The organism is uncultured Piscinibacter sp., assembly GCF_937952055.1.
Classification (GTDB): domain Bacteria; phylum Pseudomonadota; class Gammaproteobacteria; order Burkholderiales; family Burkholderiaceae_C; genus Piscinibacter.
Window position 1 is genome coordinate 81,721 of record NZ_CALFYO010000002.1, and the last position, 25,189, is coordinate 106,909.

The 25,189-nt window shown below is 66.9% G+C and carries 34 protein-coding genes and 3 pseudogenes; 17 read left to right on the forward strand and 20 right to left on the reverse strand.

The window, feature by feature from the left end:
- Positions 1–667: 667 nt before the first annotated feature.
- The gene (locus Q0599_RS00490; protein WP_298824164.1) at positions 668–883 is read left to right on the forward strand and encodes a hypothetical protein; all 216 of its coding nucleotides are present in this window, start codon (positions 668–670) and stop codon (positions 881–883) included.
- A gap of 240 nt (positions 884–1,123) precedes the next feature.
- Complete coding sequence (locus Q0599_RS00495) at positions 1,124–1,678, forward strand: hypothetical protein (protein WP_298824167.1); 555 nt, start codon at positions 1,124–1,126, stop codon at positions 1,676–1,678.
- On the opposite strand, the gene Q0599_RS00500 is transcribed toward Q0599_RS00495, so the two are convergent.
- Positions 1,655–1,870, reverse strand: a complete 216-nt coding sequence (locus Q0599_RS00500; RefSeq protein WP_298824170.1) for a hypothetical protein — start codon at positions 1,868–1,870, stop codon at positions 1,655–1,657. The genes Q0599_RS00495 and Q0599_RS00500 overlap by 24 nt on opposite strands.
- 95 nt (positions 1,871–1,965) lie before the next feature.
- Between Q0599_RS00500 and Q0599_RS00505 the strand changes: the two genes are divergently transcribed.
- Positions 1,966–2,226 carry a hypothetical protein gene (locus Q0599_RS00505; RefSeq protein ID WP_298824173.1) on the forward strand — a complete coding sequence of 87 codons (261 nt, stop codon included), beginning with the start codon at positions 1,966–1,968 and terminating at the stop codon, positions 2,224–2,226.
- A gap of 296 nt (positions 2,227–2,522) precedes the next feature.
- Entirely contained in the window at positions 2,523–2,783 is a 261-nt protein-coding gene (locus Q0599_RS00510; RefSeq protein ID WP_298824175.1) for a hypothetical protein, read from the forward strand.
- Positions 2,784–3,004: 221 nt separating this feature from the next.
- Here the strand turns inward: Q0599_RS00510 and Q0599_RS00515 are convergent, their stop codons facing one another.
- The 15 genes from Q0599_RS00515 to Q0599_RS00585 form a co-directional block, all read right to left on the reverse strand.
- Positions 3,005–3,229 carry a hypothetical protein gene (locus Q0599_RS00515; RefSeq protein ID WP_298824178.1) on the reverse strand — a complete coding sequence of 75 codons (225 nt, stop codon included), beginning with the start codon at positions 3,227–3,229 and terminating at the stop codon, positions 3,005–3,007.
- Between the two features lie 16 nt (positions 3,230–3,245).
- Positions 3,246–3,773, reverse strand: coding sequence for a thermonuclease family protein (locus Q0599_RS00520; protein WP_298824181.1), 528 nt, complete (start codon positions 3,771–3,773; stop codon positions 3,246–3,248).
- Positions 3,774–3,819: 46 nt separating this feature from the next.
- Positions 3,820–4,047: a hypothetical protein gene (locus Q0599_RS00525; protein WP_298824184.1), complete on the reverse strand. Its 228-nt coding sequence runs from the start codon at positions 4,045–4,047 to the stop codon at positions 3,820–3,822.
- 61 nt (positions 4,048–4,108) lie between these two features.
- Positions 4,109–4,372, reverse strand: coding sequence for a hypothetical protein (locus Q0599_RS00530; RefSeq protein ID WP_298824187.1), 264 nt, complete (start codon positions 4,370–4,372; stop codon positions 4,109–4,111).
- A 26-nt stretch (positions 4,373–4,398) separates the two neighbouring features.
- On the reverse strand, positions 4,399–4,866 hold the full coding sequence (locus Q0599_RS00535) for a hypothetical protein (protein ID WP_298824190.1): 468 nt from the start codon (positions 4,864–4,866) through the stop codon (positions 4,399–4,401).
- A gap of 59 nt (positions 4,867–4,925) precedes the next feature.
- On the reverse strand, positions 4,926–6,371 hold the full coding sequence (locus Q0599_RS00540; protein ID WP_054018123.1) for a UvrD-helicase domain-containing protein: 1,446 nt from the start codon (positions 6,369–6,371) through the stop codon (positions 4,926–4,928).
- 18 nt (positions 6,372–6,389) lie between these two features.
- Positions 6,390–6,692, reverse strand: coding sequence for a hypothetical protein (locus Q0599_RS00545; RefSeq protein WP_298824197.1), 303 nt, complete (start codon positions 6,690–6,692; stop codon positions 6,390–6,392).
- Positions 6,693–6,866: 174 nt separating this feature from the next.
- The gene (locus Q0599_RS00550; protein ID WP_298824199.1) at positions 6,867–7,673 is read right to left on the reverse strand and encodes a PRTRC system ThiF family protein; all 807 of its coding nucleotides are present in this window, start codon (positions 7,671–7,673) and stop codon (positions 6,867–6,869) included.
- Between the two features lie 212 nt (positions 7,674–7,885).
- Positions 7,886–8,512, reverse strand: coding sequence for a PRTRC system protein A (locus Q0599_RS00555; protein ID WP_298824202.1), 627 nt, complete (start codon positions 8,510–8,512; stop codon positions 7,886–7,888).
- Positions 8,502–9,257 (reverse strand): PRTRC system protein B, encoded by a 756-nt coding sequence (locus Q0599_RS00560; protein ID WP_298824204.1) that lies wholly within the window; start codon positions 9,255–9,257, stop codon positions 8,502–8,504. The genes Q0599_RS00555 and Q0599_RS00560 overlap by 11 nt, the downstream gene beginning before the upstream one ends.
- A 21-nt stretch (positions 9,258–9,278) precedes the next feature.
- Positions 9,279–9,587: a hypothetical protein gene (locus tag Q0599_RS00565; RefSeq protein ID WP_298824206.1), complete on the reverse strand. Its 309-nt coding sequence runs from the start codon at positions 9,585–9,587 to the stop codon at positions 9,279–9,281.
- Positions 9,588–9,598: 11 nt separating this feature from the next.
- Complete coding sequence (locus Q0599_RS00570; protein WP_298824209.1) at positions 9,599–10,276, reverse strand: PRTRC system protein F; 678 nt, start codon at positions 10,274–10,276, stop codon at positions 9,599–9,601.
- 222 nt (positions 10,277–10,498) lie between these two features.
- Positions 10,499–10,705 (reverse strand): PRTRC system protein C, encoded by a 207-nt coding sequence (locus Q0599_RS00575; RefSeq protein WP_054018129.1) that lies wholly within the window; start codon positions 10,703–10,705, stop codon positions 10,499–10,501.
- Between the two features lie 12 nt (positions 10,706–10,717).
- Positions 10,718–11,206 (reverse strand): PRTRC system protein E, encoded by a 489-nt coding sequence (locus Q0599_RS00580; RefSeq protein ID WP_298824216.1) that lies wholly within the window; start codon positions 11,204–11,206, stop codon positions 10,718–10,720.
- Positions 11,207–11,278: 72 nt separating this feature from the next.
- On the reverse strand, positions 11,279–13,102 hold the full coding sequence (locus Q0599_RS00585) for a PRTRC system ParB family protein (RefSeq protein ID WP_298824218.1): 1,824 nt from the start codon (positions 13,100–13,102) through the stop codon (positions 11,279–11,281).
- Positions 13,103–13,638: 536 nt separating this feature from the next.
- On the opposite strand from Q0599_RS00585, the gene Q0599_RS00590 reads away from it, so the two are divergent.
- From Q0599_RS00590 to Q0599_RS00615, 6 genes are all read left to right on the forward strand, one after another.
- Complete coding sequence (locus Q0599_RS00590; RefSeq protein ID WP_298824221.1) at positions 13,639–13,887, forward strand: hypothetical protein; 249 nt, start codon at positions 13,639–13,641, stop codon at positions 13,885–13,887.
- 91 nt (positions 13,888–13,978) lie between these two features.
- Positions 13,979–14,569 (forward strand): RadC family protein, encoded by a 591-nt coding sequence (locus tag Q0599_RS00595; protein ID WP_298824226.1) that lies wholly within the window; start codon positions 13,979–13,981, stop codon positions 14,567–14,569.
- Positions 14,566–14,763, forward strand: a complete 198-nt coding sequence (locus tag Q0599_RS00600) for a hypothetical protein (RefSeq protein WP_298824229.1) — start codon at positions 14,566–14,568, stop codon at positions 14,761–14,763. The genes Q0599_RS00595 and Q0599_RS00600 overlap by 4 nt, the downstream gene beginning before the upstream one ends.
- Before the next feature lie 78 nt (positions 14,764–14,841).
- Complete coding sequence (locus Q0599_RS00605) at positions 14,842–15,297, forward strand: hypothetical protein (RefSeq protein WP_298824232.1); 456 nt, start codon at positions 14,842–14,844, stop codon at positions 15,295–15,297.
- A gap of 100 nt (positions 15,298–15,397) precedes the next feature.
- Entirely contained in the window at positions 15,398–16,060 is a 663-nt protein-coding gene (locus Q0599_RS00610) for a hypothetical protein (RefSeq protein ID WP_298824234.1), read from the forward strand.
- 1 nt (position 16,061) lies between these two features.
- Positions 16,062–16,595 carry a hypothetical protein gene (locus Q0599_RS00615; protein ID WP_298824236.1) on the forward strand — a complete coding sequence of 178 codons (534 nt, stop codon included), beginning with the start codon at positions 16,062–16,064 and terminating at the stop codon, positions 16,593–16,595.
- A gap of 249 nt (positions 16,596–16,844) precedes the next feature.
- Here Q0599_RS00615 and Q0599_RS00620 read toward each other — a convergent pair whose 3' ends face one another.
- Positions 16,845–17,804 carry a LysR family transcriptional regulator gene (locus Q0599_RS00620; RefSeq protein ID WP_298824238.1) on the reverse strand — a complete coding sequence of 320 codons (960 nt, stop codon included), beginning with the start codon at positions 17,802–17,804 and terminating at the stop codon, positions 16,845–16,847.
- Positions 17,805–17,945: 141 nt separating this feature from the next.
- Here Q0599_RS00620 and Q0599_RS00625 point away from each other — a divergent pair, with 141 nt between their 5' ends.
- Both Q0599_RS00625 and Q0599_RS00630 read left to right on the forward strand, forming a co-directional pair.
- Positions 17,946–18,920 (forward strand): tripartite tricarboxylate transporter substrate binding protein, encoded by a 975-nt coding sequence (locus Q0599_RS00625; protein ID WP_298824240.1) that lies wholly within the window; start codon positions 17,946–17,948, stop codon positions 18,918–18,920.
- Between the two features lie 3 nt (positions 18,921–18,923).
- The gene (locus Q0599_RS00630; protein WP_298824242.1) at positions 18,924–19,280 is read left to right on the forward strand and encodes a hypothetical protein; all 357 of its coding nucleotides are present in this window, start codon (positions 18,924–18,926) and stop codon (positions 19,278–19,280) included.
- A 613-nt stretch (positions 19,281–19,893) separates the two neighbouring features.
- On the opposite strand, the gene Q0599_RS00635 is transcribed toward Q0599_RS00630, so the two are convergent.
- Positions 19,894–20,145: a hypothetical protein gene (locus tag Q0599_RS00635; RefSeq protein ID WP_298824245.1), complete on the reverse strand. Its 252-nt coding sequence runs from the start codon at positions 20,143–20,145 to the stop codon at positions 19,894–19,896.
- A 195-nt stretch (positions 20,146–20,340) separates the two neighbouring features.
- Here Q0599_RS00635 and Q0599_RS00640 point away from each other — a divergent pair, with 195 nt between their 5' ends.
- The 5 genes and pseudogenes from Q0599_RS00640 to Q0599_RS00660 all read left to right on the forward strand — a co-directional run bounded on the left by Q0599_RS00640 (position 20,341) and on the right by Q0599_RS00660 (position 24,294).
- Positions 20,341–21,393, forward strand: coding sequence for a phosphonate dehydrogenase (locus Q0599_RS00640; protein WP_298824247.1), 1,053 nt, complete (start codon positions 20,341–20,343; stop codon positions 21,391–21,393).
- The gene (locus Q0599_RS00645; RefSeq protein ID WP_298824251.1) at positions 21,386–22,258 is read left to right on the forward strand and encodes a LysR family transcriptional regulator; all 873 of its coding nucleotides are present in this window, start codon (positions 21,386–21,388) and stop codon (positions 22,256–22,258) included. Before Q0599_RS00640 ends, Q0599_RS00645 begins: the two co-directional genes overlap by 8 nt.
- Before the next feature lie 67 nt (positions 22,259–22,325).
- Positions 22,326–23,672 (forward strand): MFS transporter, encoded by a 1,347-nt coding sequence (locus tag Q0599_RS00650; protein WP_298824253.1) that lies wholly within the window; start codon positions 22,326–22,328, stop codon positions 23,670–23,672.
- Positions 23,673–23,856: 184 nt separating this feature from the next.
- Positions 23,857–23,964: pseudogene (locus Q0599_RS00655) on the forward strand (IS5/IS1182 family transposase); the annotation flags it as partial.
- 96 nt (positions 23,965–24,060) lie between these two features.
- Positions 24,061–24,294, forward strand: coding sequence for an MbcA/ParS/Xre antitoxin family protein (locus Q0599_RS00660; RefSeq protein ID WP_298824255.1), 234 nt, complete (start codon positions 24,061–24,063; stop codon positions 24,292–24,294).
- A gap of 74 nt (positions 24,295–24,368) precedes the next feature.
- Here Q0599_RS00660 and Q0599_RS00665 read toward each other — a convergent pair.
- Positions 24,369–24,539 (reverse strand): annotated as a pseudogene (locus tag Q0599_RS00665) (integrase); the annotation flags it as partial.
- Between the two features lie 290 nt (positions 24,540–24,829).
- Positions 24,830–25,021 (reverse strand): annotated as a pseudogene (locus Q0599_RS00670) (MBL fold metallo-hydrolase); the annotation flags it as partial.
- Positions 25,022–25,189 lie beyond the last annotated feature (168 nt).

Here is a 25,189-nt window from a genome sequence, read left to right on the forward strand (position 1 = left end):
AGTCCTAGGTGCCCTGCACCCTGGCGTTAGCGGTCGTGACCCGCACTTGAATCGACCGTCTTCGGACGGCCATGCCGTGCAAGCGGCGAATCCCGGCGCGCGCAAGCGGCCGAACCAGTCCGTGCTGGTTGGCGTCGATCCCGGTCGGCGCGCCTCCTTGTCGATGTGCACATGACACATCGGTCACGACGTCGGCTGCGCCAGCCCCGCAGGCTTTTTGCCTTCGTGCGTCTTCATCGCTTCGCGTGGCGCCGCGAAGTCCTCTGATCATCCGGCCTGCTGGATGACCTCGGCTGGGCACACCCGTGTGCCTGGCCCGAATCCCTGGGACGCAAGTCCTGAAGTGTGCGAAAGACCCATCGCTTCGGCGTGGGTCTCTTCGCCTGTCCATGGGCGCGCGATGGCGTCGCCTTCAACCCGAATGGGGAACGTTGCTTCTCCATCCGGGGGACGTGTCGTTCCCCTTTTGCATTTGTGCAAAGGAGAACGACCATGTCGAAGTCCACGGCTCACACCGTGTGCCGCCTTTGTGGCGGTAGTGGCCTGCCGCAACACCCCGTTGTGGTGGCCAGGAAGCCTCCGGCCCTGTGCACCGCGTTCGTCCGCCCGTCGGCCGACGTGGTCGTCCCGATGCCCCAACCGCTGCCGCTGGCTGCGTGAGGAGCACATGGACAAGCACCTGTGGCTCAGCCTGCTGCGTCTTGTCGACGAGGGCAGCGCTGAAGAGCTTCAGGCGAAGAAGGAAGAACTCCTTCAGAGCCTGGAGCGGCTGCGGATCACTCGCGGCCCTGTCCGCAGCGATGTCCTGCGGGTCGTGCGCCTGATCGACGAGGAACTCGTGTCCCGTCTTCATCTGGAGCAACGGCGCAAAGGACGTCGTTAGCGGAAGGTTCGAGGCGCCTCGCGAGAGCCTGCTTGTCGGGACGATCGAACACGATCGCCCACATGTAGGCCCGCTCGAGCGCTTCGCGCCCGCCATCGATGACTTCAAGAGTCTGGCCTGAACGATCCATCGTGATGGCTTCCTGTGAACACCGGCTTGCCGGCGAGTTCATGCTACCCCACGGGGACGCTTCGTCCCCTGCGGCCGGGTCGTCTCCGTGGACATCCAACGGAGCGAACCATGCATCAGCAATTGCCCAGCATCGGCCCCATCCACGGTCAGCTCGCCGCCCCGGTTCCACCGGATCGTCACGAGTTGGCCGAGGAGATGGCCTGGGTGCACCTGTACCGCGCCGTGCGCCAGCCTCCGGGCGCCGCGGAAGTGGTCAAGTACCTCAACAGCAACCCTGAAGCCAGGAGCCGCCACGAGGCGCTTTACCTGATCGCCTGCGAGACCTTGCATGCCAAGGCCCTGGCTGACGAACAGAGCGAGCGCACCGTGGCCGCGGTCCGCGCGATCTTCGTGACCGCGCCCATCAGCGTCCTGCAGTTGGCGACGGCCCTCGTCGTCGCCATTCCCAGGATCTTCTCCGGCAAGTCCACCGTCGACCCGAAGGCCTCCAGGCCCAAGACCGGCGCCTCGCGTGCCAAGGCACGCGTGGACGTGCTCGCGAAGCATCCGGAGGTCGCCGAGGTGATCACCGGGTTCGCCGCATCGCCGAGCACGGCGCCTGCGACTCCGGAAGCGCCGGCTGCCGCCGAGGCTCCCGCCTCACGCGGCGGCCAGGCAGCGTGACACCTCGTTGTCGATGAGCCACGCCAGGATCTCGTACTCACGGGACTCCTCGGCGTAGTAGGCCTTGCACTGCACAACGTACAGCGCCAGGCCGTCGAGCGTTCGAACGCCATCCACCGGGAAACCGGTGATGCGTTCGAGCCGTTCGGCCTCCTTGCGGGTCAGCCTGATCGCGTTGCCCAACCTCAACATCTTCGTCCTCTCGCGAACCTGCCACCGTGTCTAGCACGCGAAGTGCCGCCGTCAAGGGTCTCGTGGGGGCGCATCCCTAAGGACTGTCCAAGACGATGAACGTCGAAGCCCTTCAGATCATCGAACTCGACGCCGCTCGGGCGCCGGCACCGATGGTCGACCACTACATCCAGCTCGTGCGCAACAGCCTCGCGGAGTGCACGGCCGACACGGCCGAGTACGCGAACGCGCTGCTGCTCAAGCTCGAGCATCTGGCAAGCCACCAGCGCGTGCATGCCATCGATTCGAGCCAGACCCAGGTCTACCTGGCGCCCTGGCTCACCATCCCTTCGCCGTCCCTGCGGGACGCGGCCTGATCGTCCACCTGTGGGCCGTTCGATGCCTCGTGCATCGAACGCCCACCGGCGGTCTCAGCGTCGAGGCGGGGTGAGCGCCTCGATCCCGAACTCCGTGCGACCGGCACGGATGCGACCTCCCCAAGGCCGCGCATCGAGCAGGTGCCAACACGCCTGCGACTTCATCAACCCGAGCGGGGCACCCTACCCTCGGTCGGGGTGACGGCGCCTTCCTCGCACAACAAGAAGGGACCCGTCGTATGGCAACTCGCAAGACGAAACACCCGCCCAAGGGCGAGCGGCGTCGCCGCCTGACCATGTTCTTCAACAAGGACGCACGCAAGTCCGCGGCGGACGCGTTGAAGAAGGCGTCGTGGCTGCTCGCTGCAGCCAATGCGTACCTTGGCTTCGCCAAGGAATCGGTGGCCTACCTGGCCGTCGTCATCGTCGGCTGGTTGGTCGCGCAGACCCTGGCCGTCGTCCTCCTCAGCCTCGAGGAGGAACAGGGCTCGCAAGAGCCTGAGGAGCAGGGACATGCAAGACCTCCTGGCATCGTTGGCAAGCGCGCTCAACTATGACCCCGTCCTGGCCACCTACGCGCTCGCGTGGGTGGTCCTCGACCTGTGGGGAGCCGCTGCCCTGGCCCTCGCGTATCGCAGCCGCATGCATGAGCGGGCCGGCCAACTCCACCCGAGGCCGCACAGTCTGTTCCCGCACCGGTAACGCCGCCGTTCGGCGCACCCCGACATGCCCTGCACGATCACCCGATCTGCAGGGCATCGTCGTCTCTGCAGGTCCCTCAGCGCCAGTGGCGGACGAAGGGCCGCACCCGCCAGCTGATGCCGTCCGGACTGCTCGCCTCGGCCAGCAACGTCCGGCAGGCGCCCAGCTTGACGAACCGGCCTTGGCTGTCGAACTGAAAGCCCATGAGTTGGAGCGCCTGTCTTGAGTAGCGCTCGCGCTGCATGGCGTAGGCCGTCGGGGCACGCCGCCGCCTTGGCCAGTGATCCAGTTGCAGGCTCATCGCTTCTCGCTGTGCATCACTGCAGCGCTTCGCCGTCCCGCTTCATCCGGCGCCACTCCCACGGCGGCACCGGTGTCGCGTCAGCCCACAGTCCGAGGCGGGCTTCGCGCGCGTCGGCCTCTAGGCGGAGCAACTGCGGGTCCTTGCTGTACGCCCGATAGACCCAGGCCATGCCGCGCCGAACCTGTTCTTCGCTGACGTCCAGGCCGTCCACGGTCATCGTGACGATGGGCCGCCCGTTGCGGTCGACCTCGCGCCACTCGATGTGGACCTGCTTCTTCCAGACGAGCTGACGAAGCGACTGCTCGGCTCGCTGCCCCCAGGCCTGTCGATGTTCCGGTGCGTCGATCCTGGCCAGCCGCAACCGCAGCGGCCGGCCTTCGATGACCGCCGTCGCCGTGTCGCCGTCCGACACCGCCGTGATCACGACGTCGGCCGCGTGGCCGAGCTGGGCGGCCCTGGCTTCCACACCGGTCAAGGTCTCTCCGGGCCCTTGCGCCTGGGCTGCCACCTGCAGCGCGGCACAGGCGAGCACCGCGGCCACCGCCCTCGTCCCCGACCCCTTTGACAACACCTTCACCGCTGCTCCCCTACTTGCGCCGGCGGCCCTTGGCGCGTTCCACCCGCTGCAACTGGAGCCGCTGCCGCACCGCGGCCGTGTAGCACCATGCCACATCAAGCGTCTCGGTACTTCGCAGCCCCTTGGCCCGCAGTTCGATCACTCCGCCGACCACGGTCACGATCACCGCGCGCGGGCCCTTGTCTCGCACCACCGCGCTGGTCTCGCGCGTCACGGGCCGAAGCGACTTGGTCACCATGGTGCACCCGCAGTCGTCTTGAGGATTCCGGCGTTCAACGTCGTGTTCTCCTTGCCTGTGGTCAGGATCGCATCGCGTGCTGCGCCTTCAACCCCTGCCCGCCGGACGGCATCCTTCGCAGATCTGCCGCGAGGTACGCATCCGGCATGTCATCCGCATTGGCCTCCAGATGCCCGGGGCAACACCGGTCCCGGGCTGCGAGCTGCGCGAGCACGGGCAGCAGCATTCCCAGCGCGCTGGACAGTGGCTGTGCGTCTTGCTCGGCGAGCCAGCCGCATCCTTCGACCGCCGGCAGGATGGAGCCGCCTTGCCGCGACCAGCGCACGCACGTCTCGCACTGACCTTGCCGGCTCATCCCTCGACCCCCGCCCACTCGCCCTTGCCCACCGCCTCGGCCCGCTGAAGCATCGCGTGCCCCATCGCGCCGGTCGCCGCAATGAACGCTTCGCGACTGCGATGCCGAACACCGCGATCCGCGCCGCATAGCGGTCGATGCGACAGGCCGCATCCATCACCAAGACCGCACACGAGATCGAACGCCCCCGATCCGTCCAGCTCGACGATCTGCGTGTCAGCCAACGCGATGCCGAAGCCGCCGATCAGGTAGCGATGTGCGGCCGGCGCCAGCTGGTCGACGGCGTTGGTCACGCTGGCACCCGGGTTGCGGCCCCAGCGCTCCATGTCCACCAGCAGCAGCCTCGCCCGACCGGCCCGCTCGAGCACACCGGCCACCGCCAGCACACCGTCCTGCTGTCGAACGGGTGGCACATTGGGACTGGCGCAGAACAGGCGGAGGTGGCGGATCAGTGCTTGCGACATCGACGGTCCTTCGGGGTCTCGAAGACCATCATCCGAGCCACGCAAGACGCTTCAAGGGATCAACGCGGGCGCAGGCGCCGATAGCTCAGCCACTCGTCGAACGACTCGCACAGCCGAACAGACGCCTTCGCGCGGGTCAGGGCGACGTACAGCAGATTCACGTCCGCCTGATCCACCTCGTCGGCCGTCAGCTCCCTGCCGTCCTCGAAGAACCGCATGAAATCGTCGGCCAGCCAGACCTGGTCGAACTCCAGGCCCTTCGCCTTGTGCGCTGTCGAGAAGAACAAGCCGTCGAAGTCGCTCCAGGCGGCCTTGTCGAGCGCCACGTGCCGGGACCTGATCTGCTCCACCAGTGCCGGCACGCGCCCGCCGTAGTCCTCGACCACGCGCACCAGGTGCCTGAGCTCAGGGTCGGCGGCATCCTCTGCGAGTTGCTGCAGGTCCTCGAAGCTGCCGAAGCTGCGCAGGTAGGGGTCGCGGACAAGCCCGCCACTGCCCGCCCACAGGTGGTAGGCGTCGAGCAGCTTCTCCATCCGGTAGCCCTCGGGCCCGCCCACGAAGTGGTAGCGCCGATTGCTCGACAGGAACGAGATGGCTTCCTCGAACACGACCGCGTTCGTCCTGGCCAGCACCGCGAAGGAGCGCTTCGTGTCCACCGACAAGCGCGTGGCCGCCCGGCCGGCCCCGACGATGCGCAGCGTGTTGTCGAGCTTGAAGTGGCCCAGCAGGGCGTTCGCCACCTGCGCGAGACCCTCCCCGAAGCGGAAGCTGCGCGTGAGCTGCAGCCGCTGATCCGCCTCGTGAACCCCCAGGGCATTGGCCGACCCGCGGAAGGCGAAGATCTGCTGCGCCGAGTCGCCCACCAGCACCAGCCCGCCGCCCTGGCGCCGCACGATGTCGTAGGTGCACAGGTTGAGGTCCTGGGCCTCGTCCACGGCCACCAGATCCTGGCCTCGCAACGTCGGCTCGTCCATCTGGAAGAGCTTGAGGTACCCGTCATGGGGCAGGCGAAGCTCGCCACCATCGGTCCGGCACATCCGTCCCCAGGTCGCCCTGGCAACCTCGACAACGTTTCCCGGATCGGCCAGGCGCTCGGCGATGTCGGCCGGCACGTGCGAGGCATCGATCTGCGCGTCCAGCGAGCCGCACCAGTTCTGGATCGCCTGCAAGGCAGCGGTGGCCACCAATGGCCCGCATCGGAACGTCCGCGCCACCGAAGACGCGTAGGTCTTGCCCACCCGCTGCGGCGCCTCGCTGCCGAAGAACTCGACCGCCTTGCGCCAAGCGATGGAGTGGGTGGTGCGGCACGTGACGTTCGGCGGCATGCGCGCCGCGGCTTCCAACTGGATCGACTTGTTGAAGGCGAGATAGAGGATGCGGCTGCGCGGACGCGCGCCGGCGTACAGGCCGAGCGTCGTCGTCTTTGCCGTACCGGCCCCAGCCTCCACGACCAGCGACCGCGCATCGCTGGCGACGATGCGCTGCTGTTCCTCGGTCGGCTGCATCGGCGTTTCAGCCGCTCGCTACCAGGCGGTTCGCCTGTTCACGAACAGCGTCCGCATATGGCCCTGGTCCACCTGCGCCCAAGCACGGAACGACCACGCGCACACGGCGATATTGGTCGCATACATGCCGATGCTCCACCACAGGCCAACTCGCGCGCTCAACCCGATCAGCACGATGTTGGCGACGATCCAGGTCACGAAGCCTGCCCGGCGTTTGCGGGCCACCTGGACCTGCCCGAGCAGCGTGAGGATCCAGCCAAGCACCTGGAGTGCGCTGACCAACTGACCTTCCACCATGACGATCCCTTTCGTCGATTGCATGGGTTCATTCTTGGCTGGCGCTCGATGCCTTCAAGGGCTGGCCAGCGGAGCCCGAGGGCCTGAACACGATCGAGCCCACACTGCCTTGTCATGCTGCCGGGTTCGCGTCATTTGCGCCAACCGAAAGGCGGCACGCAGCACCCCCGTTCTGCGGCCGCCGCAGCGCCTGGCGAGCTACTCCGCCTGAATGCCGCGGGGCTTGCGTCGTCGAATGCCGAAGCGCTTCCACACCGCCGGGTTCACGTCGATGGGGCCTGAGCGCTTGGACGACAGGTTGACCAGCACACCGTGCTGCCTGATCGGCCCCTGGAACAACTCGTAGAGCAACTGCGACGCCCACCGCACCGCCATGTCGTTGACGAACAGTCCTTGGGATTGCAGCGAGATTCGCACCGAGCAGGATGGCGCGTCGTCCTCCTGTTGCTCCTCCAGCAGTTGAGGGAACAGCTCGGTGACACAGGGCAGCCGTCCCCATTCCTGCAGTTCGGGCAGCGGATAGGGCCTGGGCTGACCCAGCACCACCTGTGCCCCGCTCTCGGTGTTGCCGAGATCGAGCCAGTAGGTGGCACGCGATCCGCGTTGGAACAGGTTCCTGTGCAGGTCACGCCGCGAGCGCGCCGAGTCCACGCAGCTGATGACGATGCTCGGACCGCTTCCATGGTCTGTGGCCGGCGATGCGTCGTAGTGCTGCGGCACGGCGTCCCAGTCGAGGCCGAAGTACTGGTTCAGCCGGTGGATCGTCACCACCGCCTTGTGCAGCCCCACGTCGGCCGGGCTGTAGATCTGCCGCCCGACGTTGGACTCGCTCACCCGGTCGCCATCGAACGCCGTGACATGCAGGCCGTAGGGGTGGCCGAGCGCCCGGATCGCGATGTCCAGGCGAGCCAGGCAGTTGACCATCTGCGCACCGTTGCCCCCGACGCCCACCAGGTGAACCTTCACCCGCTGGCTCAGCAGGCTTCGTCCGATGCAGTGTTCCATGTCGATTCCGGTCCTCTCCCGAAGATGATCGTGGACCAGGCGTCCGCTTCAACCCCGGCGCGCGCGCCATCGGCAAGCTCGTCGGTGGTGGCCGCTCAGCGACGAGCCGCAGTGCACAATGAGGAGCGCATTCGATCCGTCCTTGCTTGTCCTCCCTGGGCAAGGCCTGATGCGTCTTCGGCGCCTCGGCGTTCAGCGTCGAGGCGCCTCTTCTATGCCGGCAGCGCGCCGTCCGGCTCGACGGCCCACGGATGAGGCAACTCCCGGAACAGGCCGTTCAGCGCGAGCCGGAACCTCGCGGTGGGTCGCTCACGGTCCAGGTTGCCGAAGACACCGCAGACCCGCACGCCCTGGTCATCCCGATCGTCTTCGCCCGACCAGAACGCGCCCAGCCGGCCATGTGAGTGAAGGTCGATTGCGACAAGCTCGTCTGCGGCCAACTCTTCGATCCGGTACCTCACGTGACCGGGCCCGACCTCGATGGCCTCATGCATGGCCAGGCGCAAAGCACCGCTGCGCGCGTCATAGACCAGCGCGCCAGCCGCCTCGTTGGGCATCGTCCCGCGCGCGGCGGCGATGAACCTCTCCAGCAATCCCAAGGGAATGACGCCGAAGGCGAACGTGATGGCCTCGGCCGCCGACCCGTACGGCAGGTGCATGCCGACCTCCGCGACCCGTGTCGTGCAATCGAGCCAGGGCGTCTTCATCTGCACGAACAGGCCGTTTCGGGCGAGCAGCATGCGCTGCCCGCTCGCGTGCGGCTCCAGCGCGCCGAACCGGGGCACGGCGACCACCGGGCAACTGACCCTGATGGCCACGTCGCGCGGGTCAGCCGTCATGCTTGGCTCCGCGGGACTGCAAGGCCTCGCCCAGGGTGCGGTCGAGGTCGACCAGCGTCCGCTCCGGAAACACGACATGCTTGCCGTCGAGCATGTCGCGCCAGAACCGGTAGGCCCCGCCACGGTAGCGTACGAGGTTGCTGTGCACGTTGGGATGCGTGAACCAGCTGTCGAAGAACGCGCTGGTCCATTCGTCGAGCTTCTCGGCCGTCGCGCGCTCCGGCAGGTCCACGTTGCCCACGCAAATCTGGCCGCTCTCCCAGACGTTGAAGTACGGCGCACGGAACAACCTCGTGCTGTCCTTCGGCCGCGCCGCCCCCTTGATCGCCCAGACAAACCACTTGCGCGCGGTCGTCACGCAGAACACCAGACCTGGATGGCTGACGACCTCGGAGCGTTCGCCGGCGATGAGTTGGTCTTCGGGGCACCGGAACCAGATTCGTCGCATGCCCGGGGGCACCCACCATGCGATCGCAGCCGAATCCTGGAAGATCAACCTGTCCGGGATGAAGCCGCCGTCCTGCCGCTTCATCAAGCTGCGGGCCAGGCGCAGCACTGCGAACGCCGTCATCGGGCGTCCGGGCAAGATCGTCGCGCCTCCGCCCTGGTTCGCGGCGATGTCGTGCACGGTCGCGAAACTTCCACCGCCCTTGCTCGCGTAGACCAGGATCGCCCGACGCAGATGCATTTCAGCGGGGCCTTCCTCGGTCACGCTGAACTTCACGTCTTGTTGAGGTTGGGTCATCGGAACTCCTTGCTCTCACGGTCACTTCGCGGACCAGTCTCCCTCGCAGAGTTGCCAGATCAAGCCGTCCAGCGCCCGTGTCGCCCGGCACCACGGCCGCATGGCGTCGAACCACCGGGCGAATGTCTCGTGATCCTCAACAGCGATCGTGAGGTCGCCGCAGGTCTCGAAGTAGTCGCCGCTCTCATTGACCATCTGCTCGTAGTCATCCAGCACACGACCGGTCAGTTCGTCCTCGCGGCCCCAGGCCAGGACGCCCGAGAAGCCGACGAAGCGCCCCTCGCGGAAGGACCAGTCGTAGGTGGGCAACTCCACGCCAAGCACGCTCATCAGGCTCTCGATCAGGGGGCGACGCGGTGATCTGATTCGGACTCGGCAATGCGCTGCAAGGTTCGTCGGCCGACTGGCCTCGACCGACCCCCGAGCGCCCAGCCCGGGAACGTGCTGTCGAACATCGCCCGCGTCACCATGTTGTCGCGCATGGCCTTACGCTCGTCGGCGTCATCGCCGCAGGCCTCTTCCAGAGCCATGTCCTCGTCGGACTCGCCGTACCAGTAGACATCGCTGGCGCACTCCATGACGATGGCGGGCGTGTAGATCGGCAACGTGCGAAACGCCTGCCGCTCCAGCACATGCAGCACCGTGCGGCCGAGCCTGGGCTGATGGCGCTCCAGGAACTCCAGTGCCGGCCCCACGCAGCGCACGCCGAAGGACTCGCCGCCCCACTCGATCGTGCACGACGGCCCCACAGCGTGCCCGGCATCGCTGCCGGCCTCACGCAGGTTCATCGCGAAGTACGGCCGGAGCATGCGCAGCGCACCGAGTTCACGGCGGACCCAACCCTCCAGCACAGCCTGGCAATTCCGGAGGTGATCCGGCCCCGGCCGCGCCGGCATCAGGGCAGCATCGACGATGCCGGTGCGCAGCAGTGTCCGAGCCAGCAGCGCCCCACGACGGCGCGACGCCTGTGGCACCAGCGTGCATGGAATGTCGTGGTCAACGGCGGGCAGCTGAAACATGGCTAGAACAGTGGCGGAAGGAGCGCACCGCGTACCACCATGCGGTCCTGTCGATCCCCGTGGGGCTGGCCGCGCATGTCTTCGGCGAACTGGTGGACGATGCTGCTCACGAAAGCCAGTTTCGTCTCGCCCATTGCGGCTTCAAGGGCTCCGGCCTCACCCTCTCCGGGCTGCGCGAGGAACCGGTCCAGCCGCGCGGCATAGCGCGCGACCGGATCGTCCTCAGCCCTTGGTGCCGACCGCGCGCTTGAAGGCGATTTCCTGGACGCCACGAACGACCTCACCGACCTGGGCCTCGGCCGTCAGCAACTCCGGGTACTGCGCGGCGTAGACCTCCTTGACTTGTTCGACGCTCATGCCGGGAATGTCCGGCAGCGTCATCCCGTTGTACTTGAAGCAACGGGCGAGAGCGGCAACGACGATGGACATGGTTGCCTCCCTTCACGCACCGAAGAGATCAGGCACGCCAGGTCCCGCAGCGGAAGTCGCGGCCGGCACGACAGCGGGTGGCGTTGCGGGCGCATCGTCGGCAGCGTCCCCACCATGCTCGTCGTCTACGTCGACGTCGCCGGCCGCCGCCTTGGGTGCTGCGACCCGTTGCGCGGGCTTGGTACCGGCCTTTGTCACGGCATCAGCACCCTTCTTCACCGCCGCAGCCTTCGCCGCTTCGATCACTTCGTTGGTCGCGGCCACCTGCTCGTCCAGGCTGGCGCGATGGGTCGAGTAGCTGAGCACGGCCTGCACGAAGCCGGCATCCAGTTCGTCGGGGACAGCCGTGAGCTTGAGCGGCATCGCCAGCGCGGGGACGTCCTTGCCGCCCTCCGAGTGCTTCGGCACCACCACCACGGTCATGAGGCCGCTGGCCTCGTCGGCCGACAGCAGCAGGCTGAACGCACCCTGTGCTGCCAGCGGGAAGAGTTCCTTGAACATCGCTTGAATCTCCTTGTTCGAGAGGGATGACCCTCGGATTGATCCTATCGGTCACCCCTCGTTTGTCGAGGCTCACGCCGCGTGCGCGGGCCCTGCCTCTTCTCGGCGTTCCGCGGGCGCATTGGCAGCCGCGTTCAACTCGAGGGCCGGCTCCGCGCGCTCGGCGTGTTTGAACTTGCGCCGGGGGTAGCGCATCGCCTTGGGCACCGCGCCCTTGTAGGTGAAGTCCTCGACCGCCAGCAGCGCCTGGATGAACTCGCTTCGCTTGCCGGCCTTGGCCTTCGCGTAGCGCTCGCCCATCGCCTTCTTCAGGCCGACTTCTTCCGCAAGCGACTCCAGTTCGCTCACCGTCAGCAATGCCAGATAGGCCTCGTTGAGCGTGAAGTGCCGCGCCTCGTCGACTTCGAGGTAGTTCAGCAGCGCCTCGAGGCCTTCGGTGTCGATGCCGTAGGCTGCGGACGCCGTGACCGCCTTGACAAGCGCCTCCAGCGCGCCTGCGTCCACCGCGTCGGCCTGCTCCAGCATCTTGCGCAGGGGAGCGTCACCCAGGTTCGGCTTCTTGATGCCGGCCAGCTTCACCGCCACGTCTGCATACCGATCCGCATGGATGGCTCGCGTTTCACGGGCCAGCACCAGGGCCGTCAGTGCGCGGTGGTTGCGCTCGCCCTGCACCATCAGTTGGTTCGCCACCGTCTTGCGCCAGAACTCGATGCGGTGCGCCACCACCTTGGCCGGCACCGTGTTGCGCGGCTTGGCACTCTCGGCGGGCGAGACCGCTGGCGCGGCGCCCTTGGTCTTGCTGTCGCCAGCCCCGGCCGCGTCCTTCGACGGCCCGGTCGGCTTGCTCGCTGCCCGCTCGGCCTTGCGCCGGGCGGCCACCTTGGTGCTGTTGCACGCGGCATCGAAGCACAGCGACTCGGCGACCTCGCCGTAGTGGCCCGGGATGGCCGACACGCTGCACCCGAAGTTCGCGCAGCCCTTGCAGGCCTCCATCTGCTCTGCGCCCACGCCCAGGGGGCCATCCGCCGCCACTGCGAGGGGCACGAAGCCATCTTCCGGCTTGATGAACCGGATCACCTGGAAGCGTTCGCGCAGCGGCTCGGCTCGCGCCGCCAGCGCCGCCATCGTGAGTTCGTCGTAGTGGGTCGGGTGCTGGCAGTAGCCCTCACCGATGGAGGCATCGAACAGGGCGGCCTGCTGCGCCGAGTTGTGCGAACAGCCCAGGCACTGCGCCGTGTCGAAGATGGCCTCGGACAGCCGCTTCGCGTACTGGCCGAGTTGCTTCTTCAATACCTCGACCGGCACCTTGTGCTGCAGGATGCCGGCCAGCACCTTGACCTGGCGGTCCTGTGGCAGGCCGGCCAGCAGTTCCGCGTGTCCGATGCTGATGTGCGGGTGACGCTCGATGACGGCCTTCTGGACCTCCGGCGCGCAGTTCAGCAGCAGCAGCCGGTTGTCCAGTTCGCGCGGCTTCCAGCCGAGCTGGTTGGCGGTCCTCTCCTTGTCGCCAGCGTTGAACCGCAGCAGATCGGCGGCCCCCTTGGCTTCCTCGATGGCGCTCGGGTTGTCGCGCCCCCTGTTCTCGATGATGCCGAGCGCCCGCGCCTCGGCGTCGCTCAGGTCCTCGATGGTGACCGGCATGTCGTAGGCGTCGCCATACTGCTCGCCGGCGACCATCCAGCGGCGATGGCCGTAGACGATCTCCCACACCCCGTCACGGCTGGGATGCGGTCGCACCATGATCGGACTCTTGATGCCACCGGCCGCCTTCACCTGCTCGCGCAGATCGGCAAGGGCCTTCGCGTCGTAGTGCTCCCGGTAGTTCTGGCCCGGCACGACCTGCCGCACCTGAAGGGTGGGCTGCACCGGCCGGTCCAGCGTCGTTGCGTCGTTCATTTCGACTCCTTCTGTCTGAGTGCGCTTCCTTCGAAGCGTGAAGCCATGTTCCCGCGGCCTCGGCGTCGCTCAAGGGTTGCGCCCCAGGCTCTGCGCTCGACCGGCTTGCGCCTGTGCCTCCGCAAGCGGGCGCCCGCCGCGGCCTCGCCGCGTCGGATGCCGTATCGAGCCCGGCCGCCTGTCGGTCGCTCTACCTCGGCCCCCTTCGATCCGTCTTCGATGCCGTTCGCGGCGGGTCGAGCCGGTCCGATGCAGGCATGTTTTCGCGCGCGGCCCGCACTTCAAGGTCGAAAGCTGCCCAATGAACCTGCGCCGCTGAAATCGAGCCGTTGCAGGCCACTCGCGCGATGGCCATACTGTTCGCACCTTGTCCGGCCATCGGCCGGTCCTCATCGCGAGGAGGTGCCCATCGCGCAAGCGATGGCGTTTGCGGTCGTGACCCGCACAAGAATCCCGTGCGCTGCCTTCGGGCAGTGCCATCCACCCCAACCGGGCAACAGCCCGGTGGCTGGTGCCCTCACCAAACGGAGCGCACCATGTCATCCACTCCGGCCCTCCCTGCGGAGGCTCCCTGGTTCCCTCCCGGTGTGACTCGCCTCGTCCGGCTCAAGCGCGAAGGCGCCTTGGGTCGCGGTGACCTGGTGGCCACGCGCCGCCTCGGAACCTGCGAGGTCGTCTCGATCACGTCCGCGCACTCGCTCACGGTGCGCGCGCTGGACAACCACACCCACGACCGCATCAGCGGCATCGACTTCGGCACGGGCGCCCGCCTGCGCGAACCCTGACCACGCCCGCGGCCCAGGCCGCATTCAACCCCCGAGGGATCACTGTCCCTCGGGGGGCCGGTGTTCCCTCTTCCATCAAGAGGTCCACACCATGAATCTCACCCTCCTGGATCGCGATCAACTCGAAGCGATCCTGCTGAATCCGTCCAGCGAAGCAGCACAGCCGCTCGTCTGCTCCGACAACGCCGTCGTGGCCTACCTCCCGGTGCCCGCCACCGCGCGCGACGGGCGACTGCGGCACGTGCTCGCAGCGGCTCACGAACTGCTCACGCGCATCGCAGCCGAGGCGATCCGGGGTCGCTCGCTGATCGACTCACCCACGGTCATGAAGGACTTCCTGCGGGTGTACTTCGCCGGCGCGGAGCGCGAGACCTTCGTCGTGGTCTTCCTCGACGCGAACCATCGCGTCATCGAAGTCGAAGAACTGTTCGCCGGCACGCTGACGCAGACCTCGGTCTATCCGCGGGAAGTGGTCAAGCGCGCGCTGCACTTCAACGCCGCGGCCGTGTGCCTGAGCCACGTGCATCCGTCGTCGCAGACGGAGCCGAGCCGGGCCGACGAGGCGCTCACGAGCGCCCTGCGCCAGGCGCTGTCGCTGATCGACGTGCGGGTCATCGACCACATCATCGTCGCAGCCAACGGCAGTTCTCTGACCTCGATGGCTGAGCGTGGACTGCTGTGACCGAGCTCACCGACAGCGTGGGCGACCACTGGGTTCCTGCCTGCGGCGGCACCGAGCGGCCGACGAGAACACGCACAGGTCGGACGCTGCTCTTCATGTGGAACACCACCAAGGGCGAGCACGCGTACTACGACTGCGAGCGCGACATCTTTCTCACCGATGACGAGGCCCGCGCGGCGTTCGCCCTCGACTGAGGGTGCGGCCGGCCCGGCCCACACCCCATCCACTTCACACGGCGCGCCGCAATGGCGCGCCGCCTTCGGAGCATCTTCATGCAATACATCGAAATCGGCCCGGTCCCGGGCGAGGAGAACTGCGCCCAGGTGGGAAGTCCCGACTACACCGAGGCCTCGCTGCGCGAGTGCGAGGTCTTCCGGCGCATGCTGTATCGGCTGTTCCCGGTCCCGGAGGGCCTGCCGGTGGCCTACGTCGGCCGCACCCATCCGCACGACTTCGGCAACTACCGCGAGGTCTCGATCCGGTACGACGACGCCAACAACGAGGCGGTCGAGTTCGCCTTCGAGGTCGAGCGCTCGGCGCCGGCTTCGTGGGACTCGATCGCCCGGTACGAACTCGCCTGGTACGAGCGCAAGCGGGCATACGACGTGGCGGTGCGAGAGCAGCGCCTACAGCCCGAAGAGGTGCCGCCGCAGTTCGGCACCCTGACGCCGCCGAACCTGCCACCGAACGCCAGCTTCTCCGAGATGCTGGCGAGCCATCCGCTGTGAAGCGTCCCCCTGCTGGCCACTGAGTCGGCCAGTCAACCATCCCTGAGAGGGCGCTCGCCGCACGCGGCAGCGCCCTCTTCTCTTCTTCAAGGAGAACCAGATGAATCCCCACACCACTCCGGCCGTCGACGAAGTCGGCCGGCTGGTCATCCACTTGCCCGACGACGCCACCTTCTACGGTGCTCGGTCCTATCTGCCGATCGCACTGGATCTGGTGGAGGGCGTGAAGACGCCGTCACTGTTGCGTCCCGACCCGCAGGGCATCAACTACATGGCTCAGTACGAGGTGTTCTCTGCGCTTTGCAGCGACCGCGCCCAACGCACGGTCGATCAGACACTGCTGGTCGGAGGCCAACCGACGAAGCCCGAGCGCTACCTCGGGCTCTGGCGCGACGCCATCGCGGCCTCGGTCTCAGCGGAGTCCGCCGCGGAGGAGCATGGCATCCGGGTCGTCGCAGTTCTGCAGGCACCGCTGGCTGCCATGGCCAGCGCGAAGTCCTCGTGGACCTGTTGCCCGTTCGGGACCTTCGCCGCCTTTCAGGCCAGGTACGCCAAGCAGATGGACCTGACGGACGATGGGGCCTTCACCCTTGAGCTCGACCTGGCCAGGCCAGGTGCGGCTCGTGACGCCTACTACGGCGCTTCGATGATCTGCGCCGTGCTCAGGCGTGAGCCTGCGGCATGGCGCGCCTGCATCGAGCTGCGCAAGACCACCGCCGGCCGGCCCGGGCAGGCCTCGCTGTTCGCAATCGCGGAGACCTGACATGTCCTACCGCATCGAATACCAATGGGCCAGTTGGAAGCTGAACGCTGGTCCAGACACAGGCGGCGTCGACCGCTTCGTCGTTGCGATCGAAGGGGGCGACAACAACCTCCGCGATGCCGTGACGGGCAAGCGCGCAAGGAGTTGGGAGGTCTGCATGCTCGGCAGCGCGGAGCAGGTGCTCAAGCAGGCCGTCTACTTCGCCGGCGCCTGCGAGGGTGGCTCCCTGAAGCCGGGCTCGCGGGACTGCTCACCGGAAGCGTACGTCCGGCGGATTCGCCGCCTCATCGAAGACGGCGCGCAGCCGGCGTGCGGCTCCTGGTACCCGTCCATTCGCGTAGCCGAGGCGCACCCGCTCGCGGTCCACGCGACGGAGTTAGATCTCCCGATCGAGCGCGAGCAGCGGTATGGCGAATGGTTCGCGCGAGTGGCACTGTCCAACGAGCGGCGCAACTTGATCTTCGACTTCGCCGACAGGTTCCCCGACCTGCGCGGCTGGCAACTGGCAGCCGTCGGCGGTCTGCCGGTGAGCTGAGTCCGATTCCCTCGCCCCTGAGCTGTAGCTCAGGGGCCTCTCTTGAGCCCCTAGCCATGGAGGATCCAGAGAGGCCCTGCTGGCGCGTTGCAGAAGCTGTGCACCTATGCACTCCGCGTCAGGCGCCGAGACCCGCTGTCCACCAACGACCAGACACCCGTGCCGCCGAGGCGGCCGGCCGTGCACGACCCTAAGCCGCCGGTCGGTTAGATGATGAAGCTCCGCGCATGCGCTACAGCCGGCGAGACCTCAGGCTCTCCACATCGGCCAGTTCGACCGAGGTTGCCCGCGTCCCGCCGAGTACAGCCCCGCCTCGGCGTCTTTGAACAGCGACGTCACGAAATCGGTGAAGGCGCGCACCTTCGGTGCAGTACCGCGGCCGCGGGCATACATCAGATGAACCGGCGGTGCTTCGCTGTCCCAATCGGCCAGCAGCCACACGAGATCGTCGTTCGTCGCCAGCAATGGATCCACGTTGTTGCTCGGCAGCCGCGCGATGCCGAGCCCGGCCAACGCCATTTCGCGCATGCGTGAACCGTCGTCGATGCTCAGATTGCCATGCACTTTGACATCGACAAGGCGGGCGCCCTTCTGGTAGCTCCAGATGTTCTGGGCGCGCCCCGTGGGCAGCACGTGCACCAAGCAGTTGTGCCGTTCCAGGTCCCGCGGCTCCTGTGGCGTGCCGTGGCGATCCAGGTAGCTTCGCGCAGCGACAGTTCTGAAGCGACGCTCGGCGATCCGATGCGCCACCAGGTTTGAGTCCGGCGGGTCACCCAGGAAGACCGCGACGTCGAAGTTCTTGGCTTCCAGGCTGACCGCGCCCGTGACGATGCTGACGTCAAGTTCGAGTCCCGGGTATCGGTGGAGAAACGCCGGCAGATTGGGCACGATGTGGGAGTGCGCCGGGCTGCTGTGCAGCGCCACGCGCAGCCGGCCCCGGGCCAGGCTGCGCATCCCGGTCAGCTCTCGCTCGGCGGCTTGTAGCTCGGCGACGATCGTGCGGCAGCGGGCATGAAAGCGCGCACCTTCCTCGGTCAGCGACACGCCACGAGCAGTGCGTGTCAGCAGGCGCACACCGAGCGATCGCTCCAAGGTCGCGATCGCCTTGCTTACTGCGGACGGCGTCAGGCCGAGCACCGCAGCAGCGGCGGCAAAGCTCTGGAGTTCAGCCGCCCGAACGAAGACACCGATGCTACGCAGGTTCTCCATCGACTCGCTCTCCTATGGCGCTTCCCTTGCAGTTGCGCAGACATGAGTTTTTTTCACGTTCATTGTGCCGCGCCCTAGCTGGCGTGCGCGCCTCGTCATGACTAACGTAGCACCACTCCGCTACAACCTCATCGAGTTGCCATGAATCGCCTGCGTCGTTCGATCCTCCTGTTCGCTCCTGCCGCCGCCATGACCTTCTCCCCGGCACTGGCACGGGCCCAGTCGTATCCAGTGCGACCCATCAAGGTGCTCACGGGGGTGGCGGCCGGCTCGTCGCCCGACGGTGTGCTGCGCCAGGTCGCGCAAGTGCTTGGCAGCTCAATGGGGCAGGCGGTCATCGTTGAGAACCGACCCGGCGCGAACGGCATCTTGGCTCTCGAAGGCCTGAAGAGCAGCTTGGCGGACGGGCACACGATCGCCATGGTTGCGTTCTCGCAGATGAGCGTGAATCCGAGCCTGATCGCACCGATGCCGCACGACCCGTTGCAGGACTTCGCGCACATCGGCATCTTCTGGCGCGGACCGCAGCTGTTGTCGGCGAGCGCCGCATCGCCCGTGTCGTCGCTCGGCGAACTGCTCGCTATGGCCAAGACACGCCCCGGGCAGCTGCGCTACGGCTCGGCCGGCAACGGCTCGCCCGGGCATCTGTTCATGGAACAGCTGAAGCTCGCCGCAGGTGCCGCGATGGAACACATTCCCTACAAGGGCACTGCCGCGATCGTCGCAGGCCTCAGCGGCGAAATCGACCTTCTTATGGACGGCGTGTCGCCACAGATCCCGCACATCCGCAGCGGCAAGCTGAAACCGTTGGCCGTGTCCGGCACGCAGCGGCTTGGCGTGCTGCCCGACGTGCCGACTTTCGAAGAACTCGGCGTCGCTGGCATTGGCACGGTCTGGCTGGGCTTTGTCGCGCCGAGAGGAACGCCTGCCGCGGTCGTGGGCCGGCTCAACCAGGAGCTGCGGCGCGCGGTGGAATCGCCGGAGTTTCGCGGCGCGTCGGAGAGCCTTGGAAGACTCGTCACGCCCGGCACGCCGGAAGCGATGACCGCGACGATTCGCGAGGAGATCCCGCTGTGGCGGGCGATCGTGCAGCGCGCGCAGATCAGACCCGAATGACCCATGACGACGACCTGCGGCCCAGTGTCGATCATGCGACCGACCTCGGAATCCTTGCATGCGCCTGCCGGCACTGCGCCGAGAGGCGCTTATCTGGCGGTGCTCACGTGGGCCTTCACGTTCTTCAATACTGTGCGTGTGCTGGCCTATCTGCCCACGATCTGGGCCATCGCGGCCTCTGGTGATTCAAGCCAGCATTCGGCGTGGACCTGGCTGACCTGGGCCGGCGCAAACGCCACGATGGCGGCCTGGCTGTATGAGCACAACGAGCGACGCGCCAATCGCGCCTTCGCAGTGAATGCCTGCAACGCGACCATGTGCGTACTGACGCTGCTGACTATCTTGGCGCACCGCGCGTGATCAGGCACGTCGTCAACCAACTTCTGGAGTGCAGCGCGACTGCGAGTTTCCAATCAAGGGTTCGTCGTGAGGCGAGCACCACAGATCCCTCAGCGCTGTGACTTCCTGGCGGAAGCAAATGACGGCTGATGGCCGGCCGCGAGAGTTCGCCTGGACATTGCGTGCGACGTCGATGCGGCCGACAGCGGACAGCGGATGCCCAAGGTCGCCTGTCGATCGCATCGGCGCCGCTCGCGGCTGGCCGCTGGCCGGCGCCCCACGACCCACTGCCGTCATTCGACGCTGCCGGAAGCTGTCGGGCACGCGGGGCCTTGGCGCCGCTCGCTTCGTTTCCAGGAAGCTGACGTTCGTGGCCACCGGGAGTCGTCCAAGTTTCATGGCCCGATGATCAGGCAGCGGCCGCGAGGCTGCGCGCGCTGTACCCGTCGCACCGCAGCGTGACGCCGCTGCTTCGCGCCTTCGTGGACGTCGTCGCCGAATTTGCGCCCAAGGCGCTGAATGTGACGCCGCACCACGCTGGCCTGGGCGCACCGATGGTGCCGTCCGCGGACTCGGGCGCTTAGCTGGCAGCCCCTCGGCCGACACCGGGACAGCGCTGCGGTCGAACGTTCGGCTAGCCGACACGCGATGCATCCGCAACCGGTCGCGGCCCGATGAAGGCGAATTCGCGATCGTCGTCGGCGACGACATCCGTCGACAGGGTCTCGGCGAGGCGTTGATGAGTGTCGTCATCCGCGGTGCGGCCCTGATCGGCATCCGGATGCTCGTCGGCATGACGCTCGCAGACAACCTTCCGATGCTCTTCCTGACGTCCAAGTTCGGATTCCGGCGCTTCCGTCGCGACGGTGATGCCAACGTGATCCATCTTGAACTCCGCTTCAACGAGGTCTTGGCGACGCGCTGAACTGCGGCGGCCCGCCGCGGGGATTGCCCCAGGCCCCCTCACAGGCCCATGCGATGCGAGCGCTGCAGAACGGACCCAGGCGCCGACTATGGTATTTACCTATACTGTGTTCAGTAAATAGGTCTAGTCTATGCACTGAAGTGCGGACGTCTCCGCATGATCATCACCAAACGAGGAGATCGCGTGAAGCCCGTAGTCACCGTCACGAACTGGGTGCACCAGGCAGCGCTGGACCGGCTGTCCACCCGCTGCGACGTCATCGCCAACAAGGACCGGGAACCCTGGCCAGAGCATGTGCTGCTTGAGAACCTGGAGCGCTCGGACGCCGTCGTCACCTTCATGCCCGACATGATCGGCGAGTCGGTCCTGGCGCGGGCCCGGAAGCTGAAGATGGTGTCGTGCTGCCTGAAGGGCTTCGACAACTTCGACATCGAAGCGTGCAGCCGGCATGGCGTGCTGGTGTCGATCCTTCCGGACCTGCTGACTGTCCCCGGCGCAGAGCTGGCGATCGGCCTGATGATCGCCGCGGGCCGTAACGTCCTGGCCGGTGACAGCTACATCCGGCGCGGCGAATTCAAGGGCTGGCGGCCGCGCTTCTACGGAACCGGCCTCGAAGGCAGCACGGTCGGCATCATCGGTCTCGGTGCGGTCGGCAGTGCGATCGCCGAGCGGCTCGTCCCGTTCCGCTGCACGGTCAGGTACGCCGATCGCAATCGCAAGCCGCGCGAACTGGAGGACCGCCTGAAGGTCTCGCATGCAACGCTCGAGGACCTGCTCCAGGAGAGCGACTTCGTGATCGTCGCCGTCTCGCTGACACCGCAGACGCATCACATCATCAACAAGGAGCGCCTGGCAGCGATGAAGCCGGGGGCAATCCTCGTCAACTTCGCACGCGGCTCCCTCGTCGACGAGGCGGCGGTGGCCGATGCGCTCGCTTCCGGCCACCTGGGTTTCTATACGGCCGACGTGTTCGAGTTCGAGGACTGGGCCATCCCGGACCGGCCGAAAGAAGTTCATCACGGGCTCATCGAGAACTGGAGCCATACGCTGCTCACGCCGCACATCGGGTCCGCGGTCACCCGTGTGCGCGAGGAGATGGCGATGCAGGCGGTGGAGAACGTCATCGCGTTCTTCGACGGGCAGACGCCCCAGGGCGCGCTCAATGCGGCCGCGGTCGCGGCCTCCGCGGGGATCGAACGCAATGCTTAGCCTCACACAGCTTTCGGCCTATGTCGCCGTCGTCGAGACGGGAACGTTCCAGGCCGCCGCCGAGCGGCTCGGCGTCTCCCAACCGACTGTCTCGCAGAGCCTGCGCAGTCTGGAGGCGCATTTCGGCGTAGCCCTCATCAGCCGCAACAGGGTCCGGTGCGAGCCCACCGCCGCCGGCAACAGACTCCTGCGGCACGCCAGGGCCATCACTCGCCTGGCCGCGGTCGCCGAAGAGTCCATGCTCAGGCCCCGGGTCTCCATCGGTGCGAGCGGGAACGTCGGGACCTACCTGCTGCCGCCGTTCCTCAGGCGCTTCCTCGACGCTGGCCACGGCACTAACAGCTTCGATGTGACCATCGCCAGCAATCCCGAGCTGGCCCGCTCCCTCGAATCCGGCGAGGTCGACGTGGCCGTGATGGAGTGGTGGGACGGGCGTCCCGGATTCAGCGCCCGTACCTGGCGGCGGGAGGAACTGGTGGTGATCACCGCGCCGGACCATCCATGGGCCGGCAGATCGGCCGTCACCCGCAAGCAGCTCTTGGCCACGCCAATGATCGGCGGAGAGGCCGGGACCGGCACCGGGCGACTGCTGCGCCGCCTATTCGGCGCATCCGAGAAGGAACTGCAGGTCTCGTACACGATGGCTAGCACCGAGGGCGTGAAGTCCGCGGTGAGGGCGGGACTGGGCATCTCCGTCGTCTTCGCCGCGGCGGTGGCGGACGAGGTTGCCGCCGGCACCCTGCATGCGCTGCGTGTGTCCGATGTCCCGATCACCAAGGACCTGCAGATCGTCATGCCGGCGGACTCGCCTGCGACGAGCCCCGCCACCAGATTCGCCGATCTGCTGACAACGCAAGCCGCCTAGCGGCGCCGACGCCTCCCGAGCCGCTGCAGCCGTCGGCGCGGCGGCACACCCACCGAAGGATCGAGTCATGTCCCATGTCATGTCGGACAGGAGTGTTCACGCCCGTCCCCCGTCCCGCTATCCCGAGCTCGAGCGGGCCGGAATGCCTCCCGCGCAGCAGGAGGCATTCGCGCGGTTCCGCCTCTGGCGGATCCTCATTCCAGTGGCCGTCTGGTACAGCTTCTACTACCTCGGCCGGCTGAACTGGGGCATCTGCCTTCCCTGGATCACCCAGGAACTGAAGATCACGCCGCTTCAGATTGGCATGGTCGAAGCAGTGCTGTTCTGGACCTACGCCGTCTCGACCTTCGGTGCGGGCCGGGCGAGCGATGTTGTGGGATCGCGGCGGCTTCAGCTGTCCGGGGGCATCGGAACAACGCTGTTCAACATCTGCATGGGCGTGCAGAGCGCCTTCACCGGCTTCGTCGGGTTCATGGGACTCAACGGACTGGCCCAGGGCCTGGCCTCGGCGCCGACGACGCGCCTTATCGCGCAGTGGTTTCCCCGCGCGAGGCGGGGTTTCGCCAACGGCGTGTTCGTGACCTCGTTCAGTTCCTCGACCGTCATCGCCTGGCTGGTCGTCGGCTACACGGCGGCCCACTTCGGATGGCGCGAAGCCTTCATCTGGCCGCTCCTCGTGTTCGTCCTGCCCTCCACGCTGCTCCTGTACGCCCTGGTCCGCGATACGCCGCAGCAGGCGGGCTTCCCCGCCTACGTCGAGGAGAAGGACGACAGCGATTCCGCACAGGCCGAGGCGCTCAGCGCTGAAGAGGTCAAGGGTGTCCGCGCCTGGCTGACGCTCCTGCGGAACTGGCGATTCGTCCTGGCCTGCCTCGCCTCATTCACCGTGTACATCGCCCGGTTCGGACTGCTCACCTGGGTGCCGCTGTTCTTCGCCGAGACCGCGGGCATCAAGATCAAGGACATCCCGATCATGACGGTCGCCCTGCCCGTCGGGATGCTGCTCGGTCCGCTGGTGGCGGGCTGGATCTCGGACAAGGTGTTCCATGCGAAGCGCTACCCGATGATCCTGACCTACATCGCGGGCGCGGTCACCGTCCTCGGCGTCATCGCCGCAGTGCCGCTCAAGGTGATGGGATTGGGCTGGGCGATGGTCCTGCTCTTCCTCGCCGGGTTCTTCGTCCTGGGCGTGCTTGGCACCATGTGGACGCTCGCCATCGACTTCGGCGGCCGCACGCTGCCGGGAACCGCGGTCGGCACCCTGAACTTCTTCAACTACCTCGGGGCGGGCTTCCAGGGCATTCTGATCGGTGGCATCCTGAACTACAGCGACCGCAACTGGTCGCTCGTGTTCACCACTGTCGCCGGACTGCTCATCGTCGGCGCGGTGCTGTCGGCCCTCGTGCGCAAGTGAACATCGCCGGCGCGCCGAGCGCCCCGAGCCTTCGACGTCAGCCGTCGGTCGCAGCGACATTTGCCGTGCGGTGGCGACGGGCGTCGAGAAGTGTGCACGGAGTCATCTTGCCCAGGCTTAGTCCGCATGGCGGCCTGCCCCGCGGTGCAGGGCCCGGCCGCCATGCGGCCCGGTGCCCAGGGTCAAGATGCGCCACCGAGGGCTCGTGAAGAACACGGCTCGGATCGTCACGCGGGTCGCGCTGGGCAAGCTGTGGACGGCGCGGCGGCAAATGATCGGAGCGGCGGGATGAGTACGCCAGCAGTGGTCGCATCGGCGGCTCCGCACCGGCTGAGCGCCTCGCGAAGCCACGCAAGCAACACTGTCTGAACCGCCCTAAAGTAGCGGCATGGGTGCAGACGAGCTTCAGTACGTGTCCGCTCTTGCCGCTCTCGTGCAACGCGTCGTCGACGAAAGCGGCGACCCTGCAGGGTTCGATGCACTCGCGTGGACTCGGCAGTGGATCAATGAGCCGGTTCCGGCGCTTGGCGGTGCGTGCCCAGCCGAGCTTATGGGAACTGCAGAAGGCAGGGCGGTCGTCGAGACGTTGGTCATGCGAATGCAGTCGGGCTCCTACAGCTGAGTGCTCCGACGCTGGCGTGCCTTTGTCAGCCGCGTGCACCGGTCTTCGGCGACTTGAGCAGCCTGCACGGGCTCTCACTCGTCCATCAACCTCGCTGCGAACGAGTTCAGACCCTGCTGCCTGAAGTACCCCACCAGCGATGCTGTGGTTCGGTGTCCTGTCAAAGCCATGGTCTCACCGAGTGGTACGCCTTGCCGCCCCGCTTCGGTGACGAAAAAGGAGCGCAACGAGTGTGCAGAGAACTCCGAACTGATGACAGCACCTTCTCGAACGAGTCGAGCCGTATCTGCCCGGTGGTGATCCCATGGTCCGCCACCAAGCTTGGATTCGGGGCAAAGGTGACATTCAGGCCTGCGTCTCTGATGGCTTGGCGGTCCATCGCGCCGAAGTAGCCCGCGTTGCCAGGGATGACGAGATCGCGCTCGCAGAAGCACTCTTCACCACCGAGGTACAGAGGAAGCCGCGGCCGCAGGCGCTCCCTGAAGGCCGCCAGGAACCCAGCCATTCCACCGAAGTGGTCGACGTGGCCATGGCTGAGAGCCATTGCGTCCAGTCGGCTTGGGTCGATTCGAAGCACCGACAAGTTGTTCAGCAGCGTGCCAGGCGTGTACCCGAAGTCCAGAAGCACCCGTCGGGTTTCCGGTCCTCGAGCTGACTCCGCATGCAATGAGAGCCCCCACTCGTTCTGGAGCGTCCTAAGTGGTTCGTCCCGCTTGGGCGAGACCATGAAACCGGTCCTGCCAACGGTGAGGGAACCACGGGTCCAGCGGACGCTCGAACGCGTGGTGGTACGAGTCGGTGACCACCGTGATGGTCAGCCGCTCGACGCGGGGTGCCGTCTCCGATGGTGAGAGAGGGGTTGCCAGTGTTGCCCTTCCGCCGAGCAGACCTCCGG